Raw genomic sequence first — 14504 nt, 5'->3', positions numbered from 1 at the left:
CCCGAAAGGAACGCCATGCACCGCTACCTGGCCTACGTGCTCGCCATCATCCTGTTTCCGGTCTGCCTGTGGCTGGCCACGTACTGGGTCGCCTGGTACTGGGGGGTCGGGCTGACGGCCGCACTGGTGGTGCTGGGCACCTGGGACCTGCTGCAGGCGCGCAGCACGCTGCGCCGCAACTATCCGGTGCTGGCGCATTTCCGTTATGGACTGGAATCGATCGGTCCGGAAATCCGGCAGTACTTCGTGCAGAGCGACCTGGAAGACGTTCCGTTCTCGCGCCAGCAGCGCGCGCTGATCTACCAGCGCGCCAAGAATGAAATGGACGTGGTGCCGTTCGGTACGCTGCGCAGCACGTACGCGGTGGACTACGAGTGGATCAACCATTCGCTGGCGCCGACCAGCATCGGCCACAGCGATTTCCGCGTGCTGATCGGTCCGAACTGCGCCAAGCCCTATTCGGCCAGCGTGTTCAACATCTCGGCGATGAGCTTCGGCTCGCTGTCGGCCAATGCGATCCGCGCGCTCAACGAGGGCGCGCGGCGCGGTGGCTTCCACCATGACACCGGCGAAGGCTCGATTTCGCGGTACCACCGCGAGATGGGGGGCGACCTGGTGTGGGAAATCGGCTCGGGCTACTTCGGCTGCCGCCATGATGATGGCAGCTTCAGCGAAGAGCGCTTCGTGGCCAACGCGACCACCGATCAGGTCAAGATGATCGAGATCAAGCTGTCCCAGGGCGCCAAGCCCGGCCATGGCGGCGTGCTGCCGGCGGCCAAGGTGAGCGCGGAGATCTCCGAGACCCGCGGCGTGCCGATGGGCGTGGACTGCGTGTCGCCTTCGCGGCACTCGGCGTTCTCCACGCCGATCGAACTGCTGCAGTTCGTCGCCCGCCTGCGCGAGCTGTCCGGCGGCAAGCCGGTCGGTTTCAAGCTGGCGATCGGCCATCCCTGGGAGTGGTTCGGCATCGCCAAGGCGATGAGCGAGACCGGGCTGCTGCCCGATTTCATCGTTGTCGACGGCGCCGAAGGCGGGACCGGCGCGGCCCCTGCCGAGTTCGTCGACCATGTCGGCGTGCCGATGCACGAAGCGCTGCTGCTGGTGCACAACACGCTGGTCGGCCTGGACCTGCGCGACCGCATCCGGCTGGGCGCAGCCGGCAAGATCACCAGTGCCTTCGACATCGCGCGGATCATCGCGCTGGGGGCCGACTGGTGCAATGCCGGCCGCGGTTTCATGTTCGCGCTGGGCTGCATCCAGTCGCTCAGCTGCCACAGCGACAAGTGCCCGACCGGCATCGCCACCCAGGACCCGGCGCGCTGGCGCAGCCTGGACCCGACCGACAAAGCCGAACGGGTGCACAATTACCACCGGCACACCCTGCATGCGCTGAAGGAACTGCTGTGCGCGGCCGGACTGAATGATCCGGCCGAGCTGGGCCCGGAACACATCCTGCGCCGGGTATCGCCGGTGGAGATCCGTTCGCTGGCCTCGCTGTACCGCTACCTCGCCCCGGGCGAGCTGCTGCGCCAGGTGCCGGACCACGCGGTATTCCACGATTTCTGGGCCGATGCGCGCAGTGATTCGTTCCAGCCGCCGGCACGCATCCAGGCGCTGCGCGCGAGCAAATCGCGATGAGCCTGGACGTGCTGCCGCACTTCCGTGGCGGACGTCCTGAGGATGCGCCAGCGCTGTGGGAGCTGCGCACGCGCTGCGTGCGCGAACTGTGCCGCAGCCACTATCCGCCGGAGGTGATCACGCGCTGGGCCGCATCGCCACCGCCGCCGCGTTACCCGGGGCTGATCGCGGAAGGGGGCTGCGTGGTGGCCGACGACGCGCACGGACGGTTGCTCGGCTACGGCATCCTGGTGCTGCAGGACAATGAAGTGGATGCGTTGTTCGTGGCCCCGGAGCAGGCCGGAAAAGGGCTGGGCCAGGCGGTGCTGGCGCGTCTGCTGGCCCTGGCCGACCCGCAGCGGGACGTGCTGCTGTCGGCCTCGCTCAACGCGGTCGCGTTCTACCAGCGTGCCGGTTTCCTGGATGAAGGGGAACAGGCGTACCCGCACCCCAGTGGCATCACGCTCGCGGGCAGGCGCATGCGCCGGCCCGCGGCGTCAGCGCTGCGCTAGCCAGTGGGTCACACCCTCGGCCGCCCGCTTGGCGCTGGCATAGCAGGCGGTCAGCAGGTAGCCGCCGGTGGGCGCTTCCCAGTCCAGCATCTCGCCAGCGCAGAATACGCCCGGCAGGGCCGTCAGCATCAATCCGGAATCCAGCGCCGGCAGCGTGACTCCGCCCGCGGTGCTGATCGCCTCGGCCATCGGTCGCGGGCGCTGCAGGTGCACGGGCAGGCGCTTGAGCGTGGCGGCCACCGCGGCGATGTCCTGCCCGGCGTCCTTGCCCAGCACCTCGAACAGCAGCGATGCCTTCACCGCATCGACGCCGGTCTGCCGACGCAGGTGCTCGCCGAAGCTGCGGCCGTTGCGCGGGCGCGCCAGGTCGGCGGCCAGGCGGTCCTGCTCGCGTCCCGGCACCAGGTCCAGCCACAGGGTTGCGCTGCCGTCGCGGTTGATCGTTTCGCGCAGGTCGGCCGACAGCGCGTAGACCAGGCTGCCTTCGATGCCGTACTCGCTCACCACGCATTCGCCCTGCAGGTGTCGCGGCGTGCCCTGCAGGTCGGTCCAATGGGCCACCACGGACTTCAGCGGCGTGCCGGCGTTGCGCTGGACGAACCACGCGGTCCATGGCACATCGAAGCCACAGTTGGCTGCCTGCAGCGGCGCCAGGGCGACCCCACGCGACTGCAGCAGCGGCATCCACGCCCCATCCGAGCCCAACTGCGGCCAGCTTCCACCGCCGAGCGCGAGCAGCGTGGCATCGGCGTGCACGCTGCGCTGGCCGTCTTCGGTGGCGAAGCACAGCGCGCCATCGGCGTCCCAGCCCTGCCAGCGATGCTGCACGTGGAAACGCACGCCTTGTTCCTTCAGCCGGCGCACCCAGCCACGCAGCAGCGGGGCGGCCTTGCGGTCCACCGGAAATACGCGCCCGGAACTGCCCACGTAGGTCTCCACGCCAAGGCCGGCCGCCCAGCGACGCAGCGCGTCGGCATCGAACGCGTCCAGCCATCCGGCGACCGCAGGGGTCTGTTCGCGATAGCGGCTGTCGAACAGTGGACGGGGATCGGAATGGGTCAGGTTCAAGCCGCCCTTGCCGGCGATCAGGAACTTCCGCCCGGGCGAGCCCTTGGCCTCGTACAGATCCACCGACAGCCCGGCCGCACACAGCTGTTCGGCGGCAAACAGGCCTGCCGGCCCGCCGCCGATCACCGCGACACGGGCTGCGATGGCAGGATCAGCGGGGCTGGACATCAAGCAGCTCGACATCGAACACCAGCGACGAGCCGGCCGGGATCGGCCCTACGCTGCGCTGTCCGTAGCCCATGTCCGGGGTGATCATCAGCGTGCGCTTGCCGCCTACCTTCATGCCAGCTACGCCTTCGTCCCAACCGCGGATGACCTGGCCACCGCCGAGATCGAACGAGAACGGTTCGCCGCGGGTCACCGAGCTGTCGAAGGTCTTGCCGTGCTTGTCTGCGGCGCGTTCGTCGTAGATCCAGCCAGTGTAGTGCACCGTGACCTTGCTGCCCGGCGTGGCGACCGCGCCGGTACCGGGCTGGGTATCGATGGTTTCAAAGGCGGCGATGGTGCCACCCGGCGGCGGGCCGGCCGGCGCGCACGCCGCGAGGGCCAGGGACAGCAGCAGGGGAGCGAGCAGGCGGCGCATGGGCGGCATCCAAATCGAAGGGATGCAAGGGTAGCGCATCGCGCGGAAACGCAGGCTAGGCGCCCGGTGCACCGCCGCGCCGACCCGGCACCACGACGTGGCCAAGGGTGACCAGGTAGAAACGCTCAAAGCGCGGCACGACCGCGTTGACCAGCGTGATGCCGTTGTCGAAGGTATGGATCACGTTGTAGCCGGCAACCAGCCCGTCTGACTGCAGGGCTTGGCTGATTTGCTGGATCTGCGACGCCACCGGCCCTGCCGGTCGGTCTTCCAACCGGACGGCAACGATCGCTTGGCTCGCCAGGCGGTCTTCGATGTCCATGCGCGCGCTGGGCTGCAGCCGCGGCCATTGCTGCAGCACCTGCACGGGATGCACGGACGCTGCCCGACCGGCGCGTGCCGGGGCGGCGTCGCTGGCAAGCGCCAGATGCGATTGCAGCAGCTCGTGCAGGGCCCTGCGCGCGGCGTGGGCTGGATTGAGTGAAGCGCCAGCGCCATACGGGCGTGCGTGGTCGTAGCAGAGGTGGGCGACCGCAAGGCAGCTGGTGATGCCTGGCGTGCTGGAAATGTCGAGCAGGCAGATATCGGCATCCACGCACTGGCTGACCTGGCGGTACAGATCGGCGACATCGGCGGGCAGGCCGGCAGGACTGACCACGCGCAGCGCTTCGTTGCGGGCGTGGAAGAAGTGGGAGAGCAGGAACAGGGAGATGGCGTCGCGTTCGGCGCATTCGTTCAGTGCGTGCAGCAGCGCCTCTTCCAGGCTGCCGCCGATCGCGGTGCCGCTGTTGCTGGCATAGCGGCGCAGGGGAGCGTAGTCGAACGAGTCCCCAGGCAGCGGTGCGTCGGCGTAGGTGGGCGCGGACAGTGCAACCGGGTAGTGAAAGTCCGTCGCGCCCGCCAGGCCGGTATAGCGCCGGGTGGCGATGGTTTCTTCGATCTGGTCGAACAGCAGCGCACCGGGCAGGTAGCGGGTGAGGTCCGGATCCAGCAGCGCGATCAGGTCCTCCACGGCACGCACCTGCGAATCATGCGCGGCGTGGCGATCCATCAGCAGGTGCTCCATCGCCTCGTACAGCGAACCGACCATCGCCGCCTCGCGCACGCCTTTGCCCCATCCGCCGGTAAGCAGCGTGCCATCGGCGCCATGCAGCTCGGTCAAGGCCGCGCAGGGGTCCTGCCCGATGACGCTGGTGGCGTAGCGGATGCCCAGGGCATCGTAGGCTGCCTGGATGCGCCGTGTGGCGTCGGGCAGGCTGAAGTGTCGTTCCTCGGGAACGTCGGGGGTGGTCATGGTCTGCACACCTGCGCTGGGAGGGGTACCACTGCTGCGACGGTTGCAGCCCGCCCGCAGGAGGGCTGCAACCCGTCGATCAACCGGGCGTCAGCCCAGCAGCGCGACTTCCTGTGCGTTGAGCTGCAGGTCGGCGACCTGGATTGCGCCGGAGATCAGAAACGGAATGTTGAAAATGCCCATGATGTTTTCCTTTGCTGGGATCGCCGCTGATTGCGGCCAGGCAAGGTTCTCAAAGGCCCCCCCGTAACGTTATCGGACAGTGCCAGCAGACGGTGTAGGGATGGCCTGTGGCCGTATGATGGGCACCATGTCGAAACTCCTGCTCAACCTGCGCCACGTCGGCGATGACGAATACCACGATGTCTGCACGTTGCTGGACCAGCATCGGATCGCGTGGTACCGCACCGAACCGAGCCCGTGGGGCATCTCCAACGGCGGCTTGTGGCTGCGCGAGGATGCCGATCATCCACGCGCCCGCGAGCTGATGAGCGCCTACCAGGCCGAGCGCAGCGTCCGTATGCGCGCCGAGCGCGAGCAGGCCCTGCGCGACGGCAGCGCGGAAACCTTCGGCAGCCTGCTGCGGCGTCGGCCGGGGTTCGTGGTGCTGGTGCTGCTGGGCATGCTGGTGGCGGCCGCGCTGGTGCTGCTTCCGTTCATGCTGCTGCGCGGCTGAGCAGGCGGGCAGCGGGTAAAATGGGCGGATGATCGCCAACACCGCCGCCTACCACTTCGTCACCATCGACCATCCCCAGCAGCTGGCCGACCAGCTTCTCGCGCGGGCCGAAGCCGCCCACCTGCGCGGCAGCATCCTGGTGGCCGGGGAGGGGCTGAACCTGTTCCTCGCCGGTGCACAGGCCGGAATCGACGGGTTCTACGCGGCGCTGCACGCCGACGCGCGGTTTGCAGGCATGCGGGTGAAGACCAGTTACAGCGAGCACCAGCCGTTCGCCCGCCTGAAGGTGAAGGTGAAGGATGAAATCATCAGCTTCCGCCGGGATGATGGCCAGCCGCTGGAGTATCCGCGCGCCCCCGCGGTCGATCCGGCCACCGTGCAGCGCTGGTTGCGCCAGGGCCATGACGATGCCGGAAAGCCGGTGGTGATGCTCGACACGCGCAACCTGCAGGAAGTCGAATTCGGCACCTTCCAGGATGCGCTGGTGTTGCCGATCGAAAAGTTCACCGACCTTCCCGCAGCGCTGGCACCCCACCGCGAGGCGCTGAAAGACAGCACCGTGGTGAGCTTCTGCACCGGCGGCATCCGCTGTGAAAAGGCCGCGCTGTGGATGCGCAACGACGGCATGGACAACGTGCTGCAGCTGGACGGCGGCATCCTGGGCTATTTCGAGGAAGTGGGCGGCGAAGGCTACGAAGGCCGCTGTTTCGTGTTCGACGAGCGGGTGGCACTGGATGCGCAGCTGCAGCCACTGGTGGACCAGCCGCTGCCGGAGCCCAGGCCCAGCGCGTTCTGACCCTGCCGGGTTGCCGGGCCACGGGAATCAGCGTCCCGCCATCGACACTGGCAAGCGTGTCCACACGGCCCCATACCGTGTTCATCTCCTCATGGAATGCCCGCCTGATGATTCCCCTGTCGATCCTCGACCTGGCCCCGGTCTGCGAGGGCAGTGACACCACCGCCGCCTTCGCCAACATGCTCGAACTGGCCCAGCAGGCCGATGCGCTGGGCTACCGCCGTTTCTGGCTGGCCGAACACCACAACATGCCGGGCATCGCCAGCGCCGCCACCGCGGTGCTGATCGGTCATGTCGCCGGTGGCACCCAGCGCATCCGCGTCGGGGCGGGCGGCATCATGCTGCCCAACCATGCCCCGCTGCAGGCCGCCGAACAGTTCGGCACGCTGGCCTCGTTGTATCCGGACCGCATCGACCTGGGGCTGGGCCGCGCGCCCGGTACCGACCAGCCCACCGCCCGCGCGCTGCGGCGCTATTTCGACAGCGCCGACCAGTTCCCGCAGGATGTCCGCGAGCTGCTGCATTACTTCGAGCCCGCGCAGCCGGGGCAGGCCGTGCAGGCGGTGCCGGGGGCTGGCCTGCGGGTGCCGGTGTGGATCCTGGGCTCCAGTCTGTTCGGCGCGCGCCTGGCCGCCTCGTTGGGCCTGCCGTACGCCTTCGCTTCGCATTTCGCCCCGGATTCGATGGATGAGGCGCTGGCGGTCTACCGCCGTGATTTCCGCGAATCGGCCACGCTCAAGCGTCCGCACGCGATGCTGGCCCTGAACGTGGTGGCCAGCGAAAGCGAAGCCGAATCGCGACGGTTGTTCACCAGCCAGCAGCAGAGCTTCGTCAACCTGCGACGGGGTAACCCGGGCCGGATTCCGCCGCCGGTGAATGACATCGACACCTTCTGGCAGCCGCATGAAAAGGTGGGCGTGGAGCGCGCGCTGGCGTGCACCGTGCTGGGCGACGCGCAGCAGGTGGGCGAGGGCATCGCCGCCTTCGTGGACCGCCACCAGCCCGACGAACTGCTGCTGACCGCGAACATCTACGACCATCGCGCGCGCCTGCGCTCGTTCGAACTGGCCATGCAGGCCTGGCACGCCCGCCACGCTGCCTGAATGCCGCGCGCACGCCACCACGCGCACTGAACATCCACCTCACGCGGCGTTGCACGGCGCTCGCGTGAGATGGAGCTCTACCAAGGAGCAACCCCATGAATGCAGATCGCCAGCAGCACATCACCCAGCTTGCCGCCCTGATCAAGGATGTCGAGGTGGCAATGTTCACCACCACCGGCGTCGATGGCCGCCTGTACAGCCGCCCGCTGGGCACCCAGGAAGTGGAGTTCGATGGCGACCTGTGGTTCGCCACTTCGGCCGACAGCCCGAAAGTGGCCGAGATCGCGCTGAATCCGCGGGTCAACGTGGCCTATGCGTCGCCGTCGAAGAACAGCTACGTGTCCGTTGCAGGCACTGCGCGCATCGTCGCCGACCGGGCGAAGATCGATGAGCTGTGGTCGCCGGCGATGAAGCTGTTTTTCCCGGAAGGCAAGGATGATCCGAACCTGCGCCTGATCCACGTCGAGGCTGAATCGGCCGAATACTGGGACGGCCCGGGCACGCTGCTCGGCAAGGCGCTGAGCTTCGTACTGTCGGCGGTGCAGGATGAGCCAGCGCGTCTGGGCGACAACGGCTTCGTCGACCTGCGTTGACCCGACATAGCGTCGAGCGCGCTCGGCGCAATGCTTGTAGGTCCCCCCAGGTGTCGAGCCCGCTCGACACCTCGGCTGATCAGAACCAGCGCTGGAACAGCTCGGCCACGTAGCCGACCAGCTGCCCGGAACTGAAACCGAAGAACACCACCGCCACCACCGCGGCAATCCAGTTCACCAGCATCAGCGTGCCGTCGCGTTCCAGCAGTGCCAGCGAGAACAGCAGCAGCTGGAAGCCGAACAGGTAGTTGGTGAACGGAATCGGCAGCGACAGCAGGATCCCCAGCAGCACCAGCAACAGGCCGCTGAAGGCGTGCGCGGCAACCGGCTGGAGCAGCTGCGGGCGGCGCGGTTTGAGCAGGCGGTCGAGCCGGCGCAGTGCGCCATCGATACGGTCCAGGAACCTGTGCATCGTGCCGCGCCGGGGTCCACGCCGCGCAATGAAGCCGGGCACCCATGGCTTGCGCAGGCCGCACATCATCTGCGCGCCGATCAGGATCACCAGCGGGCCACTGAGTGCACCGCCCACGCCCGGGATCGGGATGAAGGAGGGCAGGATGGCAATGAACAGGAACACGCCGAACGCGCTCTGCTGCAGGTTCTGCAGGATCTGCCCGAGCTTCATGTGCTGGGTGGGATCGCCGAACTGGAACATCGCCAGCAGGGTGCGGATGCCTTCGTTGCGGTAGACCGGGCCGCTGTCTTCGGCGACGCCGTCGCCAGGCGGCTGGTCCGGATCAGGCGGTGAGTTCATCGGCCTGCTCGTCGGAAAGGGTGCGCAGCAGCAGTTTGTCCACGCGCGCGCCGTCCAGGTCGATCACCTCGATGCGCCAGCCGGCCCAGTCAAAGTATTCGCCCACGTGCGGGATGCGGCCGAAGAAGTGGATGCACATGCCGGCCAGCGTGTAGTAATCGCCGTCCTCGGCATCGGGCAGGTCGTTGGTGCCGAGCAGCTCGCGCAGGTCTTCGATCGGCAGCGAACCATCCACCAGCAGCGAGCCGTCTTCGCGGATCACCACCAGCGCGTCTTCGTCCGCGTTTTCAGTGGCCTGCAGGCGGCCAACCACCGCGCCCATCAGGTCGCTGATGGTGACCAGGCCCTGGATTTCGCCGTACTCGTCCACCACCAGCGCGACCGACTGCTGTTCCTCGCGGAAGATCTCCAGCAGCTTCATCGCATGGGTGCTTTCGGATACGTACAGCACCTCGCGCAGGTTCTGGAACAGCGCGTGGTCACCGCGCGCCATGCGCGTGGCCAGGGTCTTGACCTCGAGGATGCCGACCACGTCCGAGTCGTTGTCCCGGTATACCGGATACCGCGAGAACTCGTTCTCGCTCATGATCTCCAGGTTCTTCTCCAGCGCGCCCTGGGTATCCAGCCACGCAATCCGGTTGCGCGGGGTCATCAGGCTGTCGGCGGTGCGGTCGCCCAGGCGCATCACGCGGTTCATCATGTCGCGCTCGTGCGCGTCGATCACGCCGGCCTCGTGGCTTTCGGCCACCAGCATGCGGATCTCTTCTTCAGTCACGCTGGCCGCTTCATCCTTGCCCAGCCCGATGACCCGGAGCACCAGGCGGGTGCTGTGGGACAGCAGCCAGACCGCCGGGAAGGCGATCCGCGACAGCCAGCCCATCGGCCAGGCAACCAGGCCGGCGATGTCTTCCGAGCGGGTGATGGCAAGACGCTTGGGTACCAGCTCGCCGAAGATCAGCGTCAGGAAGGTGATCAAGGCCACGGCCAGGGCCTTGCCCACCTGGTTGGCGTAGGCGAAGCCGGGGAACAGGTCGTGCAGCCAGGTGGCGATGGCCAGGCCGATCGCCTCGCCGCCGAACACACCGGTCAGGATGCCGATCAGGGTGATGCCGATCTGCACCGTGGACAGGAAGCTTTCCGGCTTTTCGGACAGTTCCAGCGCACGCTCGGCGCGCTTGCTGGTGGCGGCCATCTGCTTGAGCCGGCTCTTGCGCGAGGTCATGACCGACATTTCGGACATGGCGAAGAAGCCGTTGAGCAGGATCAGGGCCAGGACAATAATCAGTTCAAACACGGGCATCGTCCCCGGTTGGTGGCAGGGAAGAGGGGTGTCTGCGATGGCGGCAGGCGCTGGGGACCGGGGTCGGGCGCGGCGGCGGGGGGTAAGGGTCGTCGTCCATAGGTGTGCGCCCGGAGGCGCGCTGGCATCTTAGCAAACAGAGGGCGGCGGGCGGCAAGTGCCCGTTCAGGTTTGGGCGGATTCCGTCAGAAACGTCCGGGAGTACCCGGAACGGTCATCTAGCCGTCATAATTCCATCTGGTGCCGTCCTTCCCGTGACGGCGAACAGGTTTCTCAATGTTCTCTCTGCAGACCATTTTCGGCTCCGGCAAACAGTTCTACACCCTGCTTGATGAGGCCGCCGTCGCGGCCAGCGACAGCGCACGCGCCCTGCACGCGATGATGCGCGAGTCCGACCGCCAGCCTGCGCTGGATGCCTTCAAGCTTGCCCGGCTGCGTGAACGCGCCGCGTCGGACAAGATCAGCCAGGCGCTGGTGGACAGCTTCATGACCCCGATCGAACGCGAGGACATCGAAGCGCTCGGCTCGGCGCTGTACAAGATCCCCAAGCAGGTCGAAAAGTTCGCTGACCGCTATTCGCTGGCCGTGACCCACCTGGAGCACATCGACTTCGCCCCGCGCGCGGCGATGCTGGAACAGGCCGCCGGCGTGGTGGTGGAGATGGTGGCCGACCTGCGCCACATGAACCTGGACCGGATGACCGCGCTCAACGAAAAGCTGCGTGCGCTGGAAAACGAGGCGGACCGGCTGATGCTGGAGTTGTACCGCGACATCTACTCCGGTCGCCTGGACCACCTGCAGATGTTCCTGCTGAAGGAGTTCTTCGAGATCCTGGAGAAGGCCATCGACCGCTGCCGCGAGGCGGGCGTGGTGGCGTACCAGATCGTGTTGAAGAACAGCTGACGGGCCGCACGGATGCTGACCCTTGTCCTGGTGGTGATTTTCGCCGCGCTCGTCTTCGAGTTCATCAACGGCTTCCACGATACCGCCAACTCCATCGCCACCGTGGTCGCCACCAAGGTGCTGTCGCCGGGTTGGGCGGTCATGCTGGCGGCCTTCATGAACCTCATCGGCGCATTGACCGGCACCGCCGTCGCGCTGACCATCGCCTCCGGGCTGCTCAACACCAACGTGGTCGACGTGACCCCGCAGGTGATCCTGTGCGCGCTGCTGGGCGGCATCATCTGGAACCTGATCACGTGGTGGAAAGGGCTGCCGTCCTCGTCCTCGCACGCGCTGATCGGTGGCCTGTGCGGCGCCGGCCTGGCCGCGGCGCACAACAACTGGGATGCGTTGATCTGGTCCGAGCGCCTGGGCAGCTGGGCGCAGAACAAGGGCCTGCTGTGGAAGGTGTTCGTACCGATGATCACCTCGCCGGTGGCCGGTTTCCTGCTGGGCATCGCAGTGATGCTGCTGCTGTGGGCGCTGATCGCCGGCCTGGCCAAAGTAGGCGGTGTGATCGGTCGGCTGGCACGCCCGCGCTTCGTCAACATGTTCTTCGGCAAGGCGCAGATCGTGTCGGCGGCCTACATGGGCTTCGCGCACGGACATAACGATGCGCAGAAGACCATGGGCATCATCGCCATGACGCTGATCGGCGCCGAGGCCACCGGTGCGCTGGACAACCTGCCTGCGTTCCTGGCGTTCATGCATCCGGATGCGAGCGCCGGGGACGGCATCGCCATGTGGATCGTGCTGACCTGCGCGGTGGTGATGGCAGCCGGTACGGCGTCCGGCGGCTGGAAGATCATCAAGACGCTGGGCCACAAGATGGTCAAGCTGCATCCGATCCATGGCTTTGCCGCGGAAACCAGCTCGGCCACGGTGCTGACCGTGGCGGCGCACTTCGGCATGCCGGTGTCGACCACGCACAGCATCTCCACCGCGATCATGGGCGTTGGCTTTGCCAAGAACCCGCGTTCCCTGCGCCTGGGGGTGATCGAGCGCATCGTGTGGGCCTGGATCCTGACCATCCCGGCCGCCGGTGGCTGCGCCTACCTGATCCTCAAGCTGTTCGAGATGGTCGGCTGGGCCTGACCGCCCGACGCTACCACACAAAAAAAGCCGGCCCTTGGGGCCGGCCTTTTTTTGTCAGGCTTCCAGCGACGCCAGGTCGCCCTTGGTCTCCAGCCGCGCCGCGTGAACAGCACCGCCGCAGCGGGGTTGGGGCCGTCGCCACGGCCCCGGGAAACGACGGGTCAGGCTTCCAGCGACGCCAGATCGCCCTTGGTCTCCAACCACCCCTTCCGGTCCGACGCACGCTTCTTCGCCAGCAGCATGTCCATCAGCGAATGGGTCTGCTCGCCATCATCGATGGTCAGCTGGACCAGCCGGCGCGTATCGGGATGGATGGTCGATTCGCGCAGCTGCGGCGGGTTCATCTCGCCCAGGCCCTTGAAGCGGGTCACGCTGATTGCGCCCTTGATCTTCTCGCGCTCGATCTTGTCCAGCATGGTGCGCTTTTCTTCTTCATCCAGCGCGTAGAACACCTGCTTGCCCACGTCGATGCGGAACAGCGGCGGCATCGCCACGAACACATGGCCGGCATCCACCAGCGCTGGGAAGTGCTTCAGGAACAGCGCGGTGAGCAGGGTGGCGATGTGCAGGCCGTCCGAATCGGCGTCGGCCAGGATCACCACCTTGCCGTAGCGCAGGCCGCTGATGTCTTCCTTGCCCGGATCGCAACCGATGGCGATGGCCAGGTTGTGCACTTCTTCGGAAGCCAGCACGCTGTTGGAGGAGACCTCCCAGGTGTTCAGGATCTTGCCGCGCAGCGGCATGATGGCCTGGAAGTCCTTGTCGCGGGCCTGCTTGGCGCTGCCGCCGGCCGAGTCACCTTCCACCAGGAACAGCTCGGTGCGGGACAGGTCCTGGCTGATGCAGTCGGCCAGCTTGCCGGGCAGGGCGGGGCCTTGGGTGACCTTCTTGCGCACCACCAGTTTTTCGGTCTTCAGGCGCGCGCTGGCGCGTTCGATCGCCAGTTGCGCGATGCGCTCGCCGATTTCCACGTTCTGGTTCAGCAGCAGGCTGAAGGCATCGTGCGCGGCGCCTTCGACGAAACCGGCGGCCTGGCGCGAGGACAGGCGCTCCTTGGTCTGCCCGCTGAACTGCGGGTCGGTCATCTTGATCGACAGCACGAAGGCGACCCGGTCCCAGACGTCTTCCGGGGCCAGCTTGACGCCGCGCGGCAGCAGGTTGCGGAAGTCGCAGAACTCGCGCAGTGCCTCGGTCAGGCCGGTACGCAGGCCGTTGACGTGGGTGCCGTGCTGGGCGGTGGGGATCAGGTTGACGTAGCTTTCCTGCACCAGCTCGCCTTCGGGCATCCACGCCACGGCCCAGTCGGCGATCTCGTTTTCCTTCTTGACGTGGCCGACGAACAGGTTGCCCGGCAGCATTTCCCGCTCGCCGAGTTCCAGCTTCAGGTAGTCGCGCAGACCGTCTTCGTAATGCCAGGTGTCCACTTCGCCGGTGGCTTCGTCAGTCAGTTTGACCGTCAGCCCCGGGCACAGCACGGCCTTGGCGCGCAGCAGGTGCTTGAGCGCGCGCACCGCGAATTTGGGCGTGTCGAAGTACTTCGGATCCGGCCAGAAGCGCAGGCGGGTGCCGGTGTTCTTCTTGCCCACGCTGCCGATCACCTCCAGCGGCGAAGCGAGATCGCCATTGCGGAAGGTGATGCGGTGCTCGGCGCCTTCGCGCTTGATGTGCAGTTCCACCAGGGTGGACAGCGCGTTGACCACGCTCACGCCCACGCCATGCAGGCCGCCGGAGAAGGTGTAGTTGTTGTTGTTGAACTTGCCGCCTGCATGCAGGCGGGTCAGGATCAGTTCCACGCCGGGGATCTTTTCTTCCGGGTGGATGTCCACCGGCATGCCGCGGCCGTCATCGCTGACTTCCACGCTGCCATCCTTGTACAGGGTGATCTCGATGGAACGGGCGTGGCCGGCCAGCGCTTCGTCCACCGAGTTGTCGATCACTTCCTGCGCCAGGTGGTTCGGGCGGGTGGTGTCGGTGTACATGCCGGGGCGGCGCTTGACCGGGTCAAGGCCGGACAGGACTTCGATATCGGCGGCGTTATAGCGGGTGTTCATCTATGTTTCAAAGCGTTGGAGCGACGCGCAAGTGTGCGGTCTGGGCAGGGATTTTGCACGCCTGCGGTTCATCTGGCGGGGCGGCAGGGGGGCTAAAATGGCCGCAGCTGGGAAAGCGAC

Annotated in this window: 14 protein-coding genes; 8 read left to right on the top strand and 6 right to left on the bottom strand. The window is 66.9% G+C overall.

From position 1 onward, the window contains the following. The first annotated feature begins 15 nt into the window (after positions 1–15). Both QE373_RS11855 and QE373_RS11850 read left to right on the top strand, forming a co-directional pair. Complete coding sequence (locus QE373_RS11855; protein WP_309686762.1) at positions 16–1638, top strand: FMN-binding glutamate synthase family protein; 1623 nt, start codon at positions 16–18, stop codon at positions 1636–1638. Continuing rightward, positions 1635–2129 carry a GNAT family N-acetyltransferase gene (locus QE373_RS11850; protein WP_309686760.1) on the top strand — a complete coding sequence of 165 codons (495 nt, stop codon included), beginning with the start codon at positions 1635–1637 and terminating at the stop codon, positions 2127–2129. Before QE373_RS11855 ends, QE373_RS11850 begins: the two co-directional genes overlap by 4 nt. Here the strand turns inward: QE373_RS11850 and QE373_RS11845 are convergent. The 3 genes from QE373_RS11845 to QE373_RS11835 are packed head-to-tail and all read right to left on the bottom strand — an operon-like array spanning position 2115 to position 5074. Continuing rightward, on the bottom strand, positions 2115–3365 hold the full coding sequence (locus tag QE373_RS11845; protein WP_309686758.1) for a TIGR03862 family flavoprotein: 1251 nt from the start codon (positions 3363–3365) through the stop codon (positions 2115–2117). The genes QE373_RS11850 and QE373_RS11845 overlap by 15 nt on opposite strands. Then, positions 3349–3780, bottom strand: coding sequence for an FKBP-type peptidyl-prolyl cis-trans isomerase (locus tag QE373_RS11840; protein ID WP_057508326.1), 432 nt, complete (start codon positions 3778–3780; stop codon positions 3349–3351). The genes QE373_RS11845 and QE373_RS11840 overlap by 17 nt, the downstream gene beginning before the upstream one ends. 55 nt (positions 3781–3835) lie before the next feature. Beyond that, positions 3836–5074, bottom strand: coding sequence for a YcaO-like family protein (locus QE373_RS11835; RefSeq protein ID WP_309686756.1), 1239 nt, complete (start codon positions 5072–5074; stop codon positions 3836–3838). A gap of 310 nt (positions 5075–5384) precedes the next feature. Here QE373_RS11835 and QE373_RS11830 point away from each other — a divergent pair, with 310 nt between their 5' ends. The 4 genes from QE373_RS11830 to QE373_RS11815 all read left to right on the top strand — a co-directional run bounded on the left by QE373_RS11830 (position 5385) and on the right by QE373_RS11815 (position 8242). Then, positions 5385–5750, top strand: coding sequence for a DUF6164 family protein (locus QE373_RS11830; RefSeq protein ID WP_309686753.1), 366 nt, complete (start codon positions 5385–5387; stop codon positions 5748–5750). 28 nt (positions 5751–5778) lie between these two features. Beyond that, positions 5779–6546, top strand: coding sequence for a sulfurtransferase (locus QE373_RS11825; protein ID WP_309686749.1), 768 nt, complete (start codon positions 5779–5781; stop codon positions 6544–6546). Between the two features lie 107 nt (positions 6547–6653). Beyond that, positions 6654–7649, top strand: coding sequence for an LLM class flavin-dependent oxidoreductase (locus tag QE373_RS11820; RefSeq protein ID WP_309686746.1), 996 nt, complete (start codon positions 6654–6656; stop codon positions 7647–7649). 95 nt (positions 7650–7744) lie between these two features. Further along, positions 7745–8242: a pyridoxamine 5'-phosphate oxidase family protein gene (locus QE373_RS11815; protein ID WP_057508304.1), complete on the top strand. Its 498-nt coding sequence runs from the start codon at positions 7745–7747 to the stop codon at positions 8240–8242. A gap of 79 nt (positions 8243–8321) precedes the next feature. Here the strand turns inward: QE373_RS11815 and QE373_RS11810 are convergent, their stop codons facing one another. Both QE373_RS11810 and QE373_RS11805 read right to left on the bottom strand, forming a co-directional pair. Next, positions 8322–8897 (bottom strand): exopolysaccharide biosynthesis protein, encoded by a 576-nt coding sequence (locus QE373_RS11810; RefSeq protein WP_309689756.1) that lies wholly within the window; start codon positions 8895–8897, stop codon positions 8322–8324. 82 nt (positions 8898–8979) lie between these two features. Continuing rightward, positions 8980–10290, bottom strand: a complete 1311-nt coding sequence (locus tag QE373_RS11805; protein WP_309686744.1) for a hemolysin family protein — start codon at positions 10288–10290, stop codon at positions 8980–8982. A 282-nt stretch (positions 10291–10572) separates the two neighbouring features. On the opposite strand from QE373_RS11805, the gene QE373_RS11800 reads away from it, so the two are divergent. Together QE373_RS11800 and QE373_RS11795 are read left to right on the top strand one after the other, a co-directional pair. Further along, positions 10573–11199, top strand: coding sequence for a DUF47 family protein (locus QE373_RS11800; protein ID WP_057508307.1), 627 nt, complete (start codon positions 10573–10575; stop codon positions 11197–11199). A 12-nt stretch (positions 11200–11211) separates the two neighbouring features. Further along, positions 11212–12333 (top strand): inorganic phosphate transporter, encoded by a 1122-nt coding sequence (locus QE373_RS11795; RefSeq protein WP_309686741.1) that lies wholly within the window; start codon positions 11212–11214, stop codon positions 12331–12333. A 161-nt stretch (positions 12334–12494) separates the two neighbouring features. Here the strand turns inward: QE373_RS11795 and parE are convergent, their stop codons facing one another. Beyond that, the gene (parE, locus tag QE373_RS11790; RefSeq protein WP_309686738.1) at positions 12495–14384 is read right to left on the bottom strand and encodes a DNA topoisomerase IV subunit B; all 1890 of its coding nucleotides are present in this window, start codon (positions 14382–14384) and stop codon (positions 12495–12497) included. Positions 14385–14504: the final 120 nt, after the last annotated feature.

This window comes from Stenotrophomonas sp. SORGH_AS_0321 (genome assembly GCF_031453215.1).
Taxonomy (GTDB): domain Bacteria; phylum Pseudomonadota; class Gammaproteobacteria; order Xanthomonadales; family Xanthomonadaceae; genus Stenotrophomonas; species Stenotrophomonas chelatiphaga.
The sequence above is the reverse complement of the archived record's forward strand: the minus strand, read 5'-3'. Positions and strand labels throughout refer to the sequence as shown.

Bases quoted from the DNA above. Each gene is read 5' to 3' on its own strand.
- parE (WP_309686738.1), bottom strand. From the start codon at position 14,384: ATGAACACCCGCTATAACGCCGCCGATATCGAAGTCCTGTCCGGCCTT.
- QE373_RS11815 (WP_057508304.1), top strand. From the start codon at position 7,745: ATGAATGCAGATCGCCAGCAGCACATCACCCAGCTTGCCGCCCTGATC.
- QE373_RS11830 (WP_309686753.1), top strand. From the start codon at position 5,385: ATGTCGAAACTCCTGCTCAACCTGCGCCACGTCGGCGATGACGAATAC.
- QE373_RS11840 (WP_057508326.1), bottom strand. From the start codon at position 3,780: ATGCGCCGCCTGCTCGCTCCCCTGCTGCTGTCCCTGGCCCTCGCGGCG.
- QE373_RS11810 (WP_309689756.1), bottom strand. From the start codon at position 8,897: ATGTTCCAGTTCGGCGATCCCACCCAGCACATGAAGCTCGGGCAGATC.
- QE373_RS11795 (WP_309686741.1), top strand. From the start codon at position 11,212: ATGCTGACCCTTGTCCTGGTGGTGATTTTCGCCGCGCTCGTCTTCGAG.
- QE373_RS11850 (WP_309686760.1), top strand. From the start codon at position 1,635: ATGAGCCTGGACGTGCTGCCGCACTTCCGTGGCGGACGTCCTGAGGAT.
- QE373_RS11835 (WP_309686756.1), bottom strand. From the start codon at position 5,074: ATGACCACCCCCGACGTTCCCGAGGAACGACACTTCAGCCTGCCCGAC.
- QE373_RS11820 (WP_309686746.1), top strand. From the start codon at position 6,654: ATGATTCCCCTGTCGATCCTCGACCTGGCCCCGGTCTGCGAGGGCAGT.
- QE373_RS11855 (WP_309686762.1), top strand. From the start codon at position 16: ATGCACCGCTACCTGGCCTACGTGCTCGCCATCATCCTGTTTCCGGTC.
- QE373_RS11800 (WP_057508307.1), top strand. From the start codon at position 10,573: ATGTTCTCTCTGCAGACCATTTTCGGCTCCGGCAAACAGTTCTACACC.
- QE373_RS11825 (WP_309686749.1), top strand. From the start codon at position 5,779: ATGATCGCCAACACCGCCGCCTACCACTTCGTCACCATCGACCATCCC.
- QE373_RS11845 (WP_309686758.1), bottom strand. From the start codon at position 3,365: ATGTCCAGCCCCGCTGATCCTGCCATCGCAGCCCGTGTCGCGGTGATC.